The organism is Macrococcus animalis (assembly GCF_047425875.1).
GTDB classification, from domain to species: domain Bacteria; phylum Bacillota; class Bacilli; order Staphylococcales; family Staphylococcaceae; genus Macrococcoides; species Macrococcoides animalis.
Window position 1 is genome coordinate 708,718 of the sequence record NZ_CP179727.1, and the last position, 16,861, is coordinate 725,578.

Here is a 16,861-nt window from a genome sequence, read left to right on the forward strand (position 1 = left end):
CTGATTTGAACTATTCATTTTCTATATATGATAAAATCTATTTCAATTTATGTTATTTATTTACCCAAAATAAAAAAGAACAAAAATAGTTTGTCTATTTTTGTTCTAATCTTCGTATTTTTTAATATCTAATATATGAATGGCGTTTGTTTGTAAGGTGATATCATATTGTAAATCTTTATCAACTTTGACTTCCTGTACATTGAGTTTGGGATAAGATACACGGTTAATATATTCAATCGACTCAGCATCTATGCCATATTGTGTATTAAATGATTGCCACACTTGATATAAAGCACCATTTTCTTTATCTAGCGTGTAGTGCTTAATCCGATATAATCCTTGCTTCAAATCATTTATCTTAATCCATACCGCTTTCTTTTGAAGAAATGGTAAATCATCATTTAAAGATAGATATGGGTTAAAGTGTTCTGCATCATAAACAACTATCTGAAAATGATCATCTCGTCCTAAAGCAAGACACTGATGCTCTTTAAATAGAATAGGATGATGTAATTTTTTAAATAAAGCACTAGTAAAATATGCAGGTCGTTTTCCATTATATTGATGAAACAATTCTATACTATTCATATATTCATTTCGTGATATTGCGTGTTCTTTATGCAAATCGTAATTTAACCAATAGCCAATGGTATCTACGATATGGTTTAATCGCAGAAATTGATCAAAAATAATGCCACCTCTAAAATATTCTCCATTCGTCAAATCTGTGTCTCCAGTTAATGTATTCCAATTGATTAACATCAGTGGGTACATAATCTCATGACGTTGTAAAAATTTAAATACTTCATTTGATTTATCAACAATATGATGCTTTGCTAATTCAAATGTTTGATCATCTGTAACATTAAGATTCACGATATCATTTTGATTTGCATCAAATGCAATTTTTTCAATACGATGGACATCACTTTGTATTATATCGATGAAGTCTCCTATATCCTCAAGATTGACAAATACTATTACTTTTATTGTCGGAATATAATGGGTAATCATTTGTAATAGCTGTTGATACATTTTTAATGACATATCTTTAATAAACAGTTTCACATGGATTCTATTTCCCATATCTAAACGCATTGCTATGTGCTTAAAAAAATCCTTTAACCTCGATAAGTATACGGAAAACTCACCCTTAGGTTGCAGGCGAATCGCTATACCTAAATGATGTTCAACTAAAAAATCAAAACACGCATCTACCTTATGATATCGCTGGTAATTCGCTATACGCTCGTCTGTTTTTACTTCCTCAGAAATTAAGCTAGGACTGTTGATAGGGTCTTCTATTAATAGATGCGTAATGCCAATATCTCTTTGCGTTAATTGCAATTGATGTTGTACTTCATTTAATAATAAATGGTCTAAGTGCCCTATTTGAATTACATGGTTAAACTGTTTGAGCGAAGAATCTAAGGCATCTAAACGAATATCTATATTTTTCGTATTCTCTGGCGCTTCAATTAATTTTTGTGATGCATCAATGACATATGGTGCAAGCATACTAATGCGTTCTTTATCAGAGTTTTCTACGACTAAAGACTTCACACTCATGGTAACCTTATGCTTTTTACGATATTCACTCGGTGAGATGTTTGCCCATTTCTTAAAATTACGAGAAAGTACTGCTGAATTAGAAAAGCCATTCTTCATTGCGATATCAGTTAAAGAATCCTCGCTATATAATAAATCCATTACAACATGCTCTAATCGCACTTCATTCAGATAGTGATTGAAACCTACCCCCATTTTTTTTGAGAATAATTTAGATAAATATGCCTGAGATAAACCAATATATTCAGCCATTTGATGTAAAGTGAGCGATTCATCGTAATGGGCATCTATATACCTGAAAACTCTCTCCAATCTATAGTCTGAGTCACCGACTAACTCAGAAGTGTCACTAAAATGAGGTACATTTTTATATAATAAGCTAAGTAAAGACATTAACTGTTGTTCTATGAATAATTTATAATATTTACTCTTTCTTAAATAAACGATTGCTATTTTAGCTAAAGTATCTCTAATAAGTAACACAGTATTGTCTGTTGGTGCTAATCGATTTAAGTCAAAGCGTGTGCCCTCATCTTCTATTATTCTATTTATCATCTTGTAGGGAATATTGAGAGTCATATAATCTCCTACACATTGATTAATCAGTAGCATATCTCGATGATTGAGTAACCTGATGTCCCCATCAGCTAAATGATAACTTTCATTATTTAGTGTGATAGACATCTCTCCTTTTAATACGAAAATAAATTTAAGACCATTCGTTTTAGTTAAATTATGTAATGGTTCATTATTAAATTTAATATCATAATGATTCAATAGATCACCTCATAGACTTTCGTTTGTACATTTATGTTATTTTATCTTACCATGAATATATAAGATAAATATATGGTCAAGTTCAGGAGGCTTTCGATGGATTTTAAAACACGAGCAATAGAGATATTAAGAGAGACTTACGGTGCGGAAAGTCGTTTCCGTGATGGACAGTTAGAGGCAATACTTGCTGTCGTGAATAAACAGAAGACGCTTGTCATCCAAAAGACAGGTTGGGGAAAATCAATTGTTTACTTCGTTGCAACAAAATTGCTAAGAGAACAAGGAAGTGGCCCTGCAGTCATTATTAGCCCGCTTTTAGCATTAATGCACAATCAGATTGAAGCAGCCAATAGGTTAGGTCTCGATGTCGTCACTATTAACAGTAATAACAAAGACGAATGGGATGATATATACGCAAGACTTAACGCGGTTGATGCAATGATTGTATCTCCAGAGAAGTTATCTGACGCAAGGTTCATTGAAGCATTATCTAAAGTAAATGATATCGAACTCATCGTTGTTGACGAAGCTCACTCCATCTCAGACTGGGGTCACGACTTTAGACCAGATTATCAGCGTATTATTAATTTAGTTAAAGATTTACCTGATTCAATCGCGATTCTTGGTACCACTGCAACGGCCAATGACCGTGTGATTGAGGACATTAAATTACAGCTCGGGGACTTACAAGTCTTCCGCGGCGACTTAATTCGATCGAACATTTCTATACAGGTGAATCCCTCTCAATCGAAAGCGGAGCGTTTAGCTTTCTTAGCAGCAAGTTTAAATGAACATCCATTCTTAAATAAAGAACAAGGCATCATTTATTGTCTAACAAAGAAAGAATGTGAATCGGTGGCCACTTTCTTAACTGAACAAGGAATTTCTGCGGCACCTTATTATTCAGGCATGAAAGATGAATTTGGTGAAGATACATCAGTCTCAATACTGGAGCAATTTCATAAGGGTGAGATACGTGTAATTGTTGCTACAGTAAAGCTTGGTATGGGTTATGATAAATCGAACATCGGCTTCGTCATTCACTTTCAGCTCCCGCAAAACTTAATCTCGTATTATCAACAAATCGGACGTGCAGGAAGAAATGGTAAGCCTGCCTTAGCGATATTACTTCATGGTGATGAAGATGATGCCATTATCAAATCATTTATCGACAGTGCGAATAAAAATCCGATGCTACTCACTGAGATATTAGACCTATTCAGAAATCAACCTGAAGGCATGTCACGTAACGATATACTGCCCCATTTCAATTTAAATATAACGAAGCTTGGCGCAGTATTAAAGTATTTATTTGTCCATGAATATATCTTAATGGATAAACGAAAGTATGTGATTAATCCAGATAAACATTTTGACGCTGTGAGTAACGCTCAACTACAACAATCCTTAAATGCAACCCGCCTTCAAGAACTTGAGAACTTGAAGCGTTTCGTGAATTACGATGGTTGCTATATGAAATACATTGCGGATGAACTTGATGCGCCTGACCTACAAGAAAAATGTGGTATTTGTGCGCATTGTAGAAATCGTGAATTTATCAGTCTAAAGAAAGACCATCCGATGATAGAAGTTGCGAGTAGCTATAAGAATAAATTGCATGGCGAAATACTGCCTCGTAAACGTTGGTCAAATAACAAGAAAATTGATGAACCACTACAATTCCAACCAGGATGGACATATACAACAGATCCATACTCACCTGTTGGTAAGAAGTTTATGTTTGAACGTGATAATAATCATTTCTCAGATAAGACAACCTTACAGATTAGTCAATTCTTAAAAGATCATATACAAGCGTACGAAATCAATGCAGTCGTAAGTGTACCTAGTTTGCATAGACCGAAACTCACAAAACACTTAGCTCAAGCAATCGCTGACTATAATCAAATTGAATACATTGATGCCGCCATTAAAACAAGTGCTGGACAACGTCAAAGTGATATGCAAAACTCCATCATGCAAGAGCAAAATATTCAAGAAACAATTGCAATTCAAAATAATGAGTTACTCAACAATAAAAACATATTACTCATTGATGACACCGTTAATTCACGTTGGACAATGACCGTTGTCGCATCAAAACTACTTGAACATGCCAATACTGTTTATCCATTCGCACTTGTGAATACTGGACCAGGAGAATAAAAAATACCTTTCAAGATTATTTTCTTGAAAGGTATTTCTATTACTTTTGATATTTAAATACAGGGTAACCGAGTGAATTCTCAAATACACCCGCAGCTTTAATTTTCTTTACGTAATCGGTATTAATACGGTAATAAAATGTATCTACACCTGGCTTTTCTGCAAAACCTTGATACCCCGTCACCATAATACCGTTATCTGTTGCCGTTTTGTAACCCATATGAATAATTTTATTTTTACTTAATATCACACCCGTATGACCTAAAGGACCACGGCTATTTTTCTTATCTCCTAATATAAAGATATCTCCATAACGTACCTGACTCTTCTTGATTGGCGTGAATAAACGATTTTCTTGAGCGAACATTGTTGTTGTATCACCTAATACTGTTTGTTTCGGCAAGTAACCCGCTTCTATCATCGCAGCATATACAGCACTTGAACAATCCCATGTCTTAGTGCCCCAACGACCCGCGTAAGATAAATAACTCGTCTTACCCATGCGATCATAGAACCACTGCACCATCACATCTTTACTCGGTGAACTACGTTTATAAATCGGTAACGTATTCTTAGGATTCGACGTTACAAGGCGATCACCAACGTAAGTCGCATCAAGGACTAATGCATTCCATTTCTTGAAATTTTCTGGCGTGATATTGTATTTTTTTGAAATCGAATAGACACTGTCTTTTGCTGTAACGGTATGTACTCTAATCGTTTTATAACGCTTCGCATCGACATTATTCAGTGGTGTTAATAGCATTGCAACAGCTGCTATCGCACAAATCAATTTTTTCATAAGAATCTCCTCATTCGTAATATGTCTCTTTATTATTTCACAGATGAGTGTAATATGTCATTAACTATTTAATTCATTTCTCAATCCTTCATAAACCGCTTGTTCCAAATGCACACCATGCACCCCTACGACTTTACTCGATACACGGTTAGCAAATTGAATGGCTTCACCTAAGGCTTTACCTTGACTGAGTCCGGCGAGCACGCCACCAGCATGGCTATCTCCAGCGCCAATTGTGTCAACAACTGTTGCTTCAAATCCTGAGACTTGATGAAATGCTCCATCATAATATGTTGCACCCATTTCCCCAGTCGTTACAATGACATGTGCATTTGTCCAAGCATGCATTTGTATTATTGCTGCTTCTAAAGTCGCTTTCTTCGTCAGTTCTTTTATCTCTTGTTCATTAGCATGCACAATGGGTGATAATTGATACAAGTTCTCTAATCTATTTGTCTCAATTAATTGTCCTCTCGGTCCAGGACAGAAAATAATCTGCCCACGTGCTGATTTTAGAGATGCAATCAAACGTTCACCATCCGCTTCTTCAATCTCTAACCCACATACGTAAATATAGCCATAAGTATCTAGAGCTATATTATTTAACCACCCTGGATCAAACGAATACTCTACTCCGTGATGGGATAAGAAAGTTCTATCTCCATTCTCTTCTACAAAACAATAGCAACAACCATTTTCTCCGTCCAAATGAATATCCGTTTTTATGCCTAATCGATTCATTTCTTTTCTCACAAAATCCCCATACATTCCCGTGCCAATGGGTGAAATAAATGTATACTCCATTTCCAAATGATGCAGCACATTGACGACATTAAATGCACATCCTCCTACTGCCATCATTTGTTCTTTAATATGTTCATCTCCTTGACTTGTGGGTAATTTATCCATGTAAATCATTATATCTGCTACTGTCGAACCGATTACTAAACATTTCATTATTTAAGCACCTCACTCCATTATTTATATTTTATAACAAATTAACATTTTAATCTTTAATTAAAAAATACAATTTTATCCTATTTTCTTTTACTTTACTAATTTGTAGGTTATAATATAAATGATTAAAAAAGGGGTGTAGACATGATCACGTGGTATATAAAATATAACAAGAAATTTTATATCGTAAGCATGATTGGTATGTTGATTATTGCCGTTGTCCTGTTCTATATTTACTTTCCTAAGTATACATTATTTGCAGTATATGCATTTCTTATGATGCTACTTATCTGTTATGTTGATACTATTACACAAATTAGGAGATATCTAGAAAACAATAATGCAAAGGCATGGATAGTTGAAAAATGGCAACTTCAAGATGCCATAACCTATACAATTGGTTTAGCCATTATAGTTGGCTTAGGTAATATTGTAGTTCAATTATCTCCTCCGAACATTCCAGGTATGAGAACGCATTTCACTACGCTCGTTGTCTTTATATTTTTCGCTATTGGAAAATGGTTACGCTATTTTGAATTCAAACGTGAAATGAGAGCAAGCAAAATCGTATAACCAGGAACTTATATTTGAATTTATTGATGTATGCTATTGTTATCATCGTGAGCATGATCTATAAGTATTAAAATTGGCCAAAGAAGAACTCAGATTATTAATAAAGAAAACTCAAACGACCTCAGTAAGCGATAAAATCTATTTGTCGCTTACTAAGGTCGTTTATTTAGATTTTTATTTTTGTTCTACTAATTTTAAAGGCACTTTAACTTCTTTATCTACTTTTTTACCATCTTTTAATTCTAAAATAGATTTAACTGCAGTTTCACCCATTAAAGCCGGTTGTTGTGCAATTGTTGCATCTAATTTTTTGTTGTCTATAGATTTGATAGCATCATCATTACCATCAAAACCAACAACTAAAATATCTTTATTCCCCAATGCTTCAATAGCTCCTAATGCCATTTCATCATTGTGAGCGAAGATTGCTTTAATCTCTGGATGAGATTCAATCATGTTTTGTGCTACATTTAATCCTTCTGCACGGTTAAATTTCGCTGTTTGTTTAGTAACGACATCTAATTCTTTATCGGCTACTTTATGGAAACCTTCTCCACGTTCACGTGTTGCACTTGCACCTGGAACACCCTCAAGTTCAGCTACTTTCGCTTTTTTACCTACTTGTTTAACGATAAAGTCTCCAGCCATTTGCCCACCTTCAACGTTGTTTGAAGCGATGAATTGCGTTACTTCACCTTTATCAACAGAACGGTCTAAAGTAATAACAGGAATATTTTCGTTATTTGCATTTTCTACTGCAGCTGAAATGGCTGCTGAGTCAGTTGGGTTAACGATTAAATAATCTACTTTTTGTTGAATTAAATCATCAATGTCATTTGATTGTTTTGCTGAATCATCTTGAGCGTCTACTACTTTTACTTTAAAGTCATTTGCTTTCGCTTCTTTTTCAATTGCATCTTTAATTGAAACGAAAAATGGGTTATTTAAAGTCGATAAACTTACACCAACAGTAATATCTTTATTTGCTTTATCTGTTTTACCCGCTTCTTTTTCTTTCGTCGGTGAATCTAAACTACATGCTGATAATGCTAATACCATCACTAAGATCATTGCTAAAAACTTTTTCATAAATAACACTCCTTATATTTTTATTATTGAATAACCATTATTTTTTTCTATCAATTAATACTGCAATTAAAATCACGACACCTTTAATCACTTGTTGATAGAATGATGAAACGCCTAATAAATTTAAACCATTATTGAGTACACCAATGATTAAAACACCAATTAATGTACCAAAAATTCGTCCTTTTCCTCCTGTTAAAGAAGTTCCACCTAATACAACTGCTGCGATTGCATCTAGTTCATAAGATGTACCTGCAGTTGGTTGCGCTGAATTTAATCTAGAAGTTAATATTGCACCCGCAATCGCTGCCATTAAACCTGATATTGAATAAATTAAGATCTTCACTTTATTGACTTTAATACCTGAAATGAAAGCGGCCTTTTCATTACCACCAATAGCATACGTATTTTTACCAAATACCGTTTTATGTAAAATAAAATATAGTACTAAAAATACAATTAACATTGTGATGGCTGGTACAGGAATACCCAATAGATATCCTTTACCAAACATTTGAAATAATACATTATCGCCTAAGTTTGTGATAGGATTACCGTCTGTCACTACTAAAGTTAAGCCGCGAAAAATCGTCATTGTTGCTAACGTTGCAATGAATGGTGCCATTTTACCAAAAGTAATTAAAATACCGTTTACTGCTCCTAAAATTGCGCCAATTAATGCACCAATTAATAATGCTAGAATAGGATCTACCCCACTCGTAATCATTAATGCTGTTAAAGCACTCGATAATGCAAGGATTGATCCGACACTTAAATCAATACCACCTGTTAATATTACAAAAGTCATCCCAAAAGCGATTAAGCCATTAATTGAAACTTGTCTTAATAAGTTAAAAATATTGCTTGGTGCTATAAAACTACTATTTAAAGCGGTGATTACAATAACAAGAATAATTAATCCAAGTAATGGTCCTAATCGTTCGATAATATTACCTTTTTTGTTTAAACTTTTATCCATTGATAACGCCTCCTGTAGCAAGAGTCATAATATTTTCTTGTGAAATTTGAGACTTGCTTAATTCTCCAGTAATTTTTCCTTCTTGTAATACATAAACACGGTCACTTAGACCAATGATTTCTGGCATTTCAGATGACACCATGATGATTGATATACCTCGTTCAGTCAGTTCATTCATTAATGTATAAATCTCACGTTTCGCTCCGACATCAATCCCGCGTGTAGGTTCATCTAAAATGAGTACTTTAGGACCGTTACCCACCCATTTCGCAAGTACTACTTTTTGCTGGTTCCCACCAGATAAAGATGACACTGCAAGTGATTTATTTGATTTAATTGAAAGTCTCTCTTGCATTTTATCTACGAATAAATCAAGTGGTTTATCAAGTACAACACCATTTTTAGAGAAACTTTTTAAATTTGCTAGTGTCATATTATCTTTAATTGAAGCATCTAATACAAGCCCTTCATCTTTACGATTCTCTGTAATAAAGCCAAAACCATGTTTTATAGCATCTTGGGGATTATTATTTGTAATCTTCTTTCCTTCTAATTGAATAGATTTAGAGCCCTTGTCTAATCCAAATAAAGAACGCATGATTTCAGTACGTCCAGCACCCATCAATCCACTAAAACCAAGAATTTCACCTTTACGTAAATTGAAATGAATATCTCTCATTCCGAATATGTCATTGCTCAAGTTTTTAACTTCCAGAATAACTTCGCCAGGTGATACAGTTCTGTCAGGAAACTGTTGATCTAAGCTACGTCCAACCATTGCATGTACTAGTTCGTTATAATTTGTTTCATTGGTTGGTTTTGACATTACTGAAGTACCGTCACGCATAACAGTAATTTCATCTGAAATTGTAAATATCTCATCCATTCTATGACTGATATAAACGAATGAAACACCCTCAGATTTTAACTGATTAATCATAATAAATAATTTATCTATTTCTTTATCCGTTAGCGCTGCTGTAGGTTCATCCATAATAATGACTTTCGCATCTGTCATTAGCGCTTTAGAAATCTCAATCATTTGTTGCTCACCTATTGAGCAACTACCTGCCACTTTATTAAGAGGTAATTTAAAGTCTAATCGCTCAAACACTTTATTAGCTTCTTCCTTCATTCTCTTTTCATTTAATTTACCAAATTTATTTCGAATTTCTTTACCCACAAACAGATTTTCAAGAACAGTCATTTCTGGCCAAACATTGAGTTCTTGATGAATAAACTGTATGCCCGCTACTTCTGATTCTTTAGGAGATTTATAGTCTACAATGTTTCCATCTACTTTTATTTCGCCTTGATCTTTCGTATGAATCCCTGTAAGAATATTCATTAAAGTAGATTTCCCAGCACCATTCTCACCCATAAGCGCATGAACCGTTTGATTATTTAATCTAAAATCTACTCCCTGAAGCACTTTATTATCTCCAAATGCTTTGTGGATATTTGTCATTTCTATCATTTCAACACCCCCTAAAAGTTAACACCACTTCTTAGAATAATATTTGCATATGGCGTTGCTTCACCTGTACGAATAATAACTTTTGCATGTTTACTTAAATCCTTAAATTCTTCATGTGTTACATAGCTAGTTTCAGTATCACCCATTAACTTTTCAATTGCTGTTAATACTTTCGTATTCGCTGATTTAATTTCGCTGGCTAACGTGATATGTTCGATAACCATATGACGTTCAATCTCAGTTAATACATCTATAAAACTAGGTAATCCTTTTACTAGTGCTAAATCTATTTTCTTTATACCTTCTGGTACCGGTAGACCACAATCACCAATTACAATTTCATCTGTATGTCCTAAATCACTTAATACTTTAGAAATCTCGCTGTTTAAAGTTCCTGTCTTATACAAATCAATCACTCCATATCTTTTCTATATGGCATTCCGCCTTGAGCACCTAAACCGCCTACTGAAATACTAGCAGCACGATTTGCAAACTTTAACGCTTCACTGAGTGCCATATCTTCACTTAACGCGACTGCTAATGCACCATTAAATGTATCACCAGCACCTGTTGTATCAACAACTTTCGCTTTAATACTTGGAATATTGATAAGTGACTCATCGTAATACGTTGCGCCTTTATCACCAAGTGTCACAATCATTTGATTAGGGAATTCTGCAATCAGTGTTTCAAAACCTTCTCCAAACATGTCTTTCACTTCAGTTTCATTTGGCGTAAAATAAGATACTTTTGATAATAAATTTTTGTCTATTTCAATATAAGGTGCTGGATTATATATTGTTGTAATACCTTTTTCAAAGCTTTTTTCAATAATATATTCTATTACTGACTTAGGTATTTCATTTTGTAATAAAATGATACTCTCATCTGAAATATTCTCCATCACTTTATCTACCAGTGCTTCAGAAACTTTTCCGTTCGCACTTGGTACTACAATAATTGAATTATCATGATCAGCTAACGTGATATGTGCAGTACCACTTGCACAATGTGTAATCGGTTCCACATAATCCACATTAACTTTATTTTCTTTCAAATTATTTACGATCATTTCTGCAAAGCTATCATCTCCAACACAACCTACCATTCGAACGTTAGCACCTAATCGTGCAGCACTAACCGCTTGGTTGGCTCCCTTACCACCATTTGTCATGAAGAATGATTCTCCTAAAATCGTCTCACCTTTTTTAGGGAGTCTTGTTGCCTGTGTAACTAAATCAACAGACATACTACCAATAACATAAATATCTTTCATATTAATCTCTCCTCGTACTATTACGTTCTATTAAACAAACATCAACCACAACGTGTTCCACAATATCTTTCATTTGAATGAGATTAATTAAATTCTCACAAGCTACTTTTCCAAGTTCATATGCAGGCTGTCTGACCGTTGTAATGCTCGGATAATAACTTTCACTCATTTGAATATCATCAAAACCAATCACTTTAACATCCTTAGGAATTCTTATACCGTTGTTCTGTAATATCCCCATTACTTGAATAGCGCACATATCATTACAACATATTATACCGTCATATAATTCACTTCTCATTTGATCAAGTAATGAATTGCCTATTTCAGCAACTTCTAATACATCAAATGCTAATGCAGCATCCTTAAGCGTCTTGCATGCTGTTTCAAATCGTTTATTAAATGAACTGAACTGTGGGTTGCCTGAAATTACTAATATCTTTTTACAACCAGCATTCATTAAACATTCTGCCTGCAGTATTCCGCCCTTTTCATGATTCGCTTCAACAGTTACTACGCCTTCCTCAATACGATCTAACATAACGTGATGCATTCCATTATGCTTAATTGAGTCATCAGTATATAAATATTGCAAAGCTGATGAAATAAAACCAACACAATTATTTAACTGAAAAGTTTCAATATAACTTAATTCTTTTTCAGGTTGTTGATCACTATTACCGATAATAATATGAAACCCATGCTCTAGTGCAGTATCTTCAACACCTCTAGCAACAAGCGTGAAGAATGGATTGGTTATATCAGGAAGAAGTAATCCAATCATTTTAGACTTTTTATTGTATAGTGATCTTGCAGTTTCATTCGGCTTGTAATTTAAAGATTCAATTGCACGATTAATCTTCTTTAAAGTATCTTCATGAACATATCCTGAATTATTAATAGCTCTTGATACTGTTGCAACAGAAACACCTGATTCACGTGCTACATCTTTGATAGTTGGCATTCTGTCCCCTCCAAACATTAATGTGTAACCGATTACACATATAGTATCACGACAAGTAAGCGTTTGCAATATTGAATATAAATATTTTTTGTGATACATTAGTTAAAATTTGTATTTAAAGGAGTATTTATGATAAAAAGATAGTCAAAAGAGAAAATATTACTAGAGAGTTTCATATGTGATGAATTAAAAGGAAGACTCAAATGGTATCAAGCTGTTCATCGTCATTCGCATGATCAACCGCCGAGATATTCATTGACACTTGATAAAGAAGAAATCTTTGCAACTAATACAATTAAGGTTGAGATGACACGTGGAAGTTATTTTAATTTATCTGATTCAATAAAAGAAAAATTTGTATCAGAAATACTAGAAAGACCAGGAAATTCTAAGCTGATAAAGCATTTCAGTAATGATTCAGCTAAATTATCTTCCTAAAAAAACAAGTGTGCTGTATCATTTGAATACAGCACACTAACTTTATTATTTACTTGATAACTCATCTTCAGTCATCCATTTATGATCTTTGACTAGTTTATCAGTTTTAGTATCTTTATAATCTACCACGTAAACATCCGTTTGTTTAACATCATCAATAGTTGCCTCAGCACCCTTCATACCATCCATATGATTAGCTGCCATCTCAGCTTTCTCACCTTTTTTGAATCCTGACTTAGGTGCATCTTTCAACTCTTCATTTACTACCCATTTATGATTTTCAACTTTCTTATCACCATTCTTAGGTTGATAACTCACTTCGTACACGTAAGTCGAATAAACTTCTTTAACTTTTCCCTCTGCATCTTTCATACCAGGCATATGTTCCTCAGTAATCTTTACTTCATCACCAACATTATACTTAGGGTTTGTCGCTTTCACCATGTTCTTAGGTGTTACTTCATTATTATGATTCATATGGGCATGTTCATCATGATTTGCTTCTTTGTAATCCCCACAACCTGAAAGTAAGATACCTGTACTAGCTATAATTGCAATTAATTTGTTCATAATATATCCACTCCTGTCCCTTCATTTGACTACATAATATACCCTATATGGGTATATGTCAATTGATAGAAAAAACTCAATGAATGACTGTTATATTCACTGAGTTAAATCACCTATTATTGTCCCGGATTCACACCGTATTCTTGTAGCCAAGCTTGATTCATAACTTCTGTTGCCTCACGTAGCTTTTGATCATATTGTTCTTGAGTAATTAAACCTGCTTCTAAATCTGCAGATGCCTGACGTTCAATAGCACCTTTTTTATTACCAGCTTCTAGAATTGCCGGTGTGCGACAAGCTTCAGGAATGCCACCTCTTATTCCCTTACAGAATTCTAATCGTTGTTGCTCCGTTGGTTGATTATTGTTCACCTGCTCGTCAGACACTGGCTGTTGTTGTGTCGGTACTTCTTGCGTTGCTGGTTCCTGAGTTACAGGTTGTTCAGTTGTTTGTTGCTCCACTGTTGCTGGTTGTTGTGCAGTCTCTTCTGTCGATGTTGGTTCAGTAGATTTTTTATCGCTCTCTTTTTCTTTGTTTTTAGCGATTTTTTCTTTCGCTTTTTCTGCTTTACTAGCCTCTTCTTTTTTCGTTTCACTTACTTCTTTCTTCGGCGATTCAGCTTTTTTCTCTTCCTCTTGACCGCCACACCCTGTTAATAATACTGATAATGCGACAAATACTGATAAATATTTTTTCATCGATAAAACTCCCGTCCATAAAATTAAGTTCACAATTATTTTAACATATATTTAACTTATATTTTAATTATTTAAGTAATAAAAAAGTATTTACTTAATAAATCATATCGCTCATTTTTTCAAGATAATTCTTCATTATTTTTTCTCGATGGTTGTAATAAGATAAAGAACAAACACATCGTGATGATGATGTTTAATATCATTGTGAGACTGTCCCCATTATCTGTATGCAGAAACGTATTCAATTCCTTTGATCCTCCTGGTATGCCAAATGTATTAAAGAGATTGATTAAGATCAGTAAGATATATAGACCCAGTGACCATATCCAGTGAAATCGTGTATCTCGCGTGCGACGTATAATGAGTGATGCTGTCATGATTAGTAATGGCAATAAAAGTGCACAAAATAGTATTATGCCTATAATCCCTGCAACAATAACTTCCATAATAAAGATAAAAGATATTGACTTTCCGAACGCTTGAACGAAGTAATCAAATGAATATAAAGCACCGATAATACTCAGCACAACGATGATAACTAGCAACAGGGCATTGATTAATAGTCCTATCAAAAATTGCGGTCGTGTGAGTCGTCCTTGGAATGTAATCATTTCTTTCATACGCTTAAACACGATTATCACCTCCACTTTCTTCATCTTAATTATAATATGAAATATGATTAATAAGATGAGATATTCATCACGGGTATCTCAATAAATTAATTAATCCAATTGAGTAAGAATCTGATGATTAAATAATTAAAGTACTCATATATGTGAGTAACCTCACTTTGTCATTTCATCATGACATTAAAATAAGTGATTCATTACAATATCTTGAACAGAACCCTTCCAACAACATCAAATTTTGAAGATTTGGTATGCTAAAGAAAAGTTGAAAGGGGTTACACATATGACACTAAAAGATACATTATTCAATGCTTTAGATCAGAAAAAATCGCGTATGTTAGAGATTCGCCGCTACTTACATCAACATCCTGAACTGTCTTTTCACGAAGAAAAAACATCAGCATACATTCAAGACTTCTATAAGGATAAAGATGTTACAGTGCATACCAATGTTGGTGGTGGACATGCAGTAATCGTGGATATTGAGAGCGGCAATCCAGGAAAAACAATTGGATTAAGAGCTGACTTCGATGCATTACCGATTCAAGAAGAAGCAGATGTAGCCTTTAAATCAGAGCATGAAGGCGTGATGCATGCCTGTGGTCACGATGCGCATACTGCTTACTTGTTAATTCTGGCTGAGTCATTAATTGAAGTGAAAGCTAAGCTTTCAGGAACGATTCGAATCATCCACCAACATGCAGAAGAAGTACCTCCTGGTGGGGCGAAAGGTATTGTTGAATCTGGTATATTAGATAATCTAGATGAAGTATACGGTATTCATGTCTTCCCATTTGTGGATCAAGGTAAGATTGAAATTCACGAAAAAGAAACCTATGCTGGACGCTCAAACTTTGATATCGAAATTCAAGGGAAAGGTGGACATGCGGCATTACCACAAACATCAAATGACGCGTTAGTAGCGGGCGCATATCTAGTCACGCAGTTACAAACTATCGTATCTCGACGCATGGACCCAAGAGAATCTGTCGTTGTAACCGTTGGTGCATTTGAAGCACCAGGTGGATACAACGTCATTCAAGACAAAGTGACGTTAAGAGGGACTGTACGTTACTTAAACGAAGATTCGAAAGAACCAGCATATCAGGAAATTAAGAATCAAGTGGAAGGATTAGAGAAGACGTTTGGCGTTAAAGTAAATCTAGATTATAAATTTGATTATCCTGTTCTCTACAATCATCCTGAACAAACCAATGCCTTACGAGAAATATTCAAACAAAGTGAAGGTAGTTATTTCGAAGAAGTCGTTGAAGGACAAGCCTTATCAGGTTCAGAGGACTTTGCATATTATTTAACAAAGACACCTGGGACATTCTACATCGTCGGAGCAAAGCCAGAAGGTGTTGAAACACCATATCCAAACCATCATCCGAAATTTATGATTAATGAAGATTCAATGATGGTATGTGCGAAGTCATTGGCAGAAGTTGTGTTGAATAGAATGGCATAAACAAAGAAGAGATTGTGTTAAACAGCACAATCTCTTTTTCTATTATTCTCTTATAAACTTCGCATCATGTTCGCCTAATTCATCTGAAACATAACGTTCTACTTTCATTCGTAAATCATATTTCTCACGGAGTTCAGTAATCTCTGCCATCATCGGAGAAGCATGATGCTGATCAATTGCGTCTTGACTCACCCAACTATCAATCAATAATACAGTTTCAGCATCATCTACCGGAATAAAATACTCATAACGCGTATTCCCAGGTTGCGCTTTAATTCTGTCTACGATACCTGTCTTTGCCATTTCATCTGCAAACTTACGTGCATTACCGTTCCTACCTGTGTAATAAATATTTACTGTAATCATAAAATCACTCCTTTGATACTATATTATCAAATGTAGTATGCAATACAAAAACGAACA

The 16,861-nt window shown here is 34.4% G+C and carries 17 protein-coding genes; 4 read left to right on the plus strand and 13 right to left on the minus strand.

Going from position 1 to position 16,861, the window contains the following annotated elements; all coding sequences use genetic code 11:
* Positions 1 to 105: 105 nt before the first annotated feature.
* Positions 106 to 2,349 carry a transcriptional regulator AryK gene (aryK, locus tag ACMGE9_RS03650; protein ID WP_414043904.1) on the minus strand — a complete coding sequence of 748 codons (2,244 nt, stop codon included), beginning with the start codon at positions 2,347 to 2,349 and terminating at the stop codon, positions 106 to 108.
* A 96-nt stretch (positions 2,350 to 2,445) separates the two neighbouring features.
* Between aryK and ACMGE9_RS03655 the strand changes: the two genes are divergently transcribed.
* Positions 2,446 to 4,515, plus strand: a complete 2,070-nt coding sequence (locus ACMGE9_RS03655) for a RecQ family ATP-dependent DNA helicase (RefSeq protein ID WP_414043905.1) — start codon at positions 2,446 to 2,448, stop codon at positions 4,513 to 4,515.
* Positions 4,516 to 4,555: 40 nt separating this feature from the next.
* Here the strand turns inward: ACMGE9_RS03655 and ACMGE9_RS03660 are convergent, their stop codons facing one another.
* Both ACMGE9_RS03660 and ACMGE9_RS03665 read right to left on the minus strand, forming a co-directional pair.
* Positions 4,556 to 5,317, minus strand: coding sequence for a LysM peptidoglycan-binding domain-containing protein (locus tag ACMGE9_RS03660; protein ID WP_414043906.1), 762 nt, complete (start codon positions 5,315 to 5,317; stop codon positions 4,556 to 4,558).
* A 60-nt stretch (positions 5,318 to 5,377) separates the two neighbouring features.
* A complete protein-coding gene (locus tag ACMGE9_RS03665) occupies positions 5,378 to 6,274 on the minus strand; it encodes a carbohydrate kinase family protein (RefSeq protein ID WP_414043907.1) in 897 nt (298 codons plus the stop codon).
* Between the two features lie 144 nt (positions 6,275 to 6,418).
* On the opposite strand from ACMGE9_RS03665, the gene ACMGE9_RS03670 reads away from it, so the two are divergent.
* A complete protein-coding gene (locus tag ACMGE9_RS03670) occupies positions 6,419 to 6,847 on the plus strand; it encodes a hypothetical protein (RefSeq protein ID WP_414043908.1) in 429 nt (142 codons plus the stop codon).
* Positions 6,848 to 7,021: 174 nt separating this feature from the next.
* Here the strand turns inward: ACMGE9_RS03670 and ACMGE9_RS03675 are convergent, their stop codons facing one another.
* From ACMGE9_RS03675 to ACMGE9_RS03700, 6 genes are read right to left on the minus strand one after another with little or no spacing between them, the layout of a single operon-like run.
* Positions 7,022 to 7,936, minus strand: coding sequence for a D-ribose ABC transporter substrate-binding protein (locus ACMGE9_RS03675; protein WP_414043909.1), 915 nt, complete (start codon positions 7,934 to 7,936; stop codon positions 7,022 to 7,024).
* A gap of 37 nt (positions 7,937 to 7,973) precedes the next feature.
* Positions 7,974 to 8,915 carry an ABC transporter permease subunit gene (locus tag ACMGE9_RS03680; RefSeq protein WP_414043910.1) on the minus strand — a complete coding sequence of 314 codons (942 nt, stop codon included), beginning with the start codon at positions 8,913 to 8,915 and terminating at the stop codon, positions 7,974 to 7,976.
* Complete coding sequence (locus ACMGE9_RS03685) at positions 8,908 to 10,392, minus strand: sugar ABC transporter ATP-binding protein (RefSeq protein WP_414043911.1); 1,485 nt, start codon at positions 10,390 to 10,392, stop codon at positions 8,908 to 8,910. The genes ACMGE9_RS03680 and ACMGE9_RS03685 overlap by 8 nt, the downstream gene beginning before the upstream one ends.
* An 11-nt stretch (positions 10,393 to 10,403) precedes the next feature.
* A complete protein-coding gene (gene rbsD / locus ACMGE9_RS03690) occupies positions 10,404 to 10,799 on the minus strand; it encodes a D-ribose pyranase (RefSeq protein WP_414043912.1) in 396 nt (131 codons plus the stop codon).
* A gap of 5 nt (positions 10,800 to 10,804) precedes the next feature.
* On the minus strand, positions 10,805 to 11,668 hold the full coding sequence (gene rbsK / locus ACMGE9_RS03695) for a ribokinase (protein ID WP_414043913.1): 864 nt from the start codon (positions 11,666 to 11,668) through the stop codon (positions 10,805 to 10,807).
* 1 nt (position 11,669) lies between these two features.
* A complete protein-coding gene (locus ACMGE9_RS03700) occupies positions 11,670 to 12,632 on the minus strand; it encodes a LacI family DNA-binding transcriptional regulator (protein WP_414043914.1) in 963 nt (320 codons plus the stop codon).
* Between the two features lie 255 nt (positions 12,633 to 12,887).
* Between ACMGE9_RS03700 and ACMGE9_RS03705 the strand changes: the two genes are divergently transcribed.
* The gene (locus ACMGE9_RS03705; protein ID WP_414043915.1) at positions 12,888 to 13,070 is read left to right on the plus strand and encodes a hypothetical protein; all 183 of its coding nucleotides are present in this window, start codon (positions 12,888 to 12,890) and stop codon (positions 13,068 to 13,070) included.
* Positions 13,071 to 13,115: 45 nt separating this feature from the next.
* Here ACMGE9_RS03705 and ACMGE9_RS03710 read toward each other — a convergent pair whose 3' ends face one another.
* The 3 genes from ACMGE9_RS03710 to ACMGE9_RS03720 all read right to left on the minus strand — a co-directional run bounded on the left by ACMGE9_RS03710 (position 13,116) and on the right by ACMGE9_RS03720 (position 14,970).
* Positions 13,116 to 13,643 (minus strand): YdhK family protein, encoded by a 528-nt coding sequence (locus ACMGE9_RS03710; RefSeq protein WP_414044440.1) that lies wholly within the window; start codon positions 13,641 to 13,643, stop codon positions 13,116 to 13,118.
* Positions 13,644 to 13,756: 113 nt separating this feature from the next.
* Entirely contained in the window at positions 13,757 to 14,338 is a 582-nt protein-coding gene (locus ACMGE9_RS03715) for a hypothetical protein (protein WP_414043916.1), read from the minus strand.
* Between the two features lie 119 nt (positions 14,339 to 14,457).
* Positions 14,458 to 14,970 (minus strand): DUF805 domain-containing protein, encoded by a 513-nt coding sequence (locus ACMGE9_RS03720; protein WP_414043917.1) that lies wholly within the window; start codon positions 14,968 to 14,970, stop codon positions 14,458 to 14,460.
* Positions 14,971 to 15,250: 280 nt separating this feature from the next.
* On the opposite strand from ACMGE9_RS03720, the gene ACMGE9_RS03725 reads away from it, so the two are divergent.
* Positions 15,251 to 16,438, plus strand: a complete 1,188-nt coding sequence (locus ACMGE9_RS03725) for an amidohydrolase (protein WP_414043918.1) — start codon at positions 15,251 to 15,253, stop codon at positions 16,436 to 16,438.
* Positions 16,439 to 16,480: 42 nt separating this feature from the next.
* Here the strand turns inward: ACMGE9_RS03725 and ACMGE9_RS03730 are convergent, their stop codons facing one another.
* Complete coding sequence (locus ACMGE9_RS03730; protein WP_414043919.1) at positions 16,481 to 16,804, minus strand: antibiotic biosynthesis monooxygenase family protein; 324 nt, start codon at positions 16,802 to 16,804, stop codon at positions 16,481 to 16,483.
* Positions 16,805 to 16,861 lie beyond the last annotated feature (57 nt).

Coding starts and splice junctions, on each gene's coding strand:
- ACMGE9_RS03655 (WP_414043905.1), top strand. CDS start 2,446: ATGGATTTTAAAACACGAGCAATAGAGATATTAAGAGAGACTTACGGT.
- ACMGE9_RS03660 (WP_414043906.1), bottom strand. CDS start 5,317: ATGAAAAAATTGATTTGTGCGATAGCAGCTGTTGCAATGCTATTAACA.
- ACMGE9_RS03665 (WP_414043907.1), bottom strand. CDS start 6,274: ATGAAATGTTTAGTAATCGGTTCGACAGTAGCAGATATAATGATTTAC.
- ACMGE9_RS03670 (WP_414043908.1), top strand. CDS start 6,419: ATGATCACGTGGTATATAAAATATAACAAGAAATTTTATATCGTAAGC.
- ACMGE9_RS03675 (WP_414043909.1), bottom strand. CDS start 7,936: ATGAAAAAGTTTTTAGCAATGATCTTAGTGATGGTATTAGCATTATCA.
- ACMGE9_RS03680 (WP_414043910.1), bottom strand. CDS start 8,915: ATGGATAAAAGTTTAAACAAAAAAGGTAATATTATCGAACGATTAGGA.
- ACMGE9_RS03685 (WP_414043911.1), bottom strand. CDS start 10,392: ATGATAGAAATGACAAATATCCACAAAGCATTTGGAGATAATAAAGTG.
- rbsK (WP_414043913.1), bottom strand. CDS start 11,668: ATGAAAGATATTTATGTTATTGGTAGTATGTCTGTTGATTTAGTTACA.
- ACMGE9_RS03700 (WP_414043914.1), bottom strand. CDS start 12,632: ATGCCAACTATCAAAGATGTAGCACGTGAATCAGGTGTTTCTGTTGCA.
- ACMGE9_RS03715 (WP_414043916.1), bottom strand. CDS start 14,338: ATGAAAAAATATTTATCAGTATTTGTCGCATTATCAGTATTATTAACA.
- ACMGE9_RS03725 (WP_414043918.1), top strand. CDS start 15,251: ATGACACTAAAAGATACATTATTCAATGCTTTAGATCAGAAAAAATCG.
- ACMGE9_RS03730 (WP_414043919.1), bottom strand. CDS start 16,804: ATGATTACAGTAAATATTTATTACACAGGTAGGAACGGTAATGCACGT.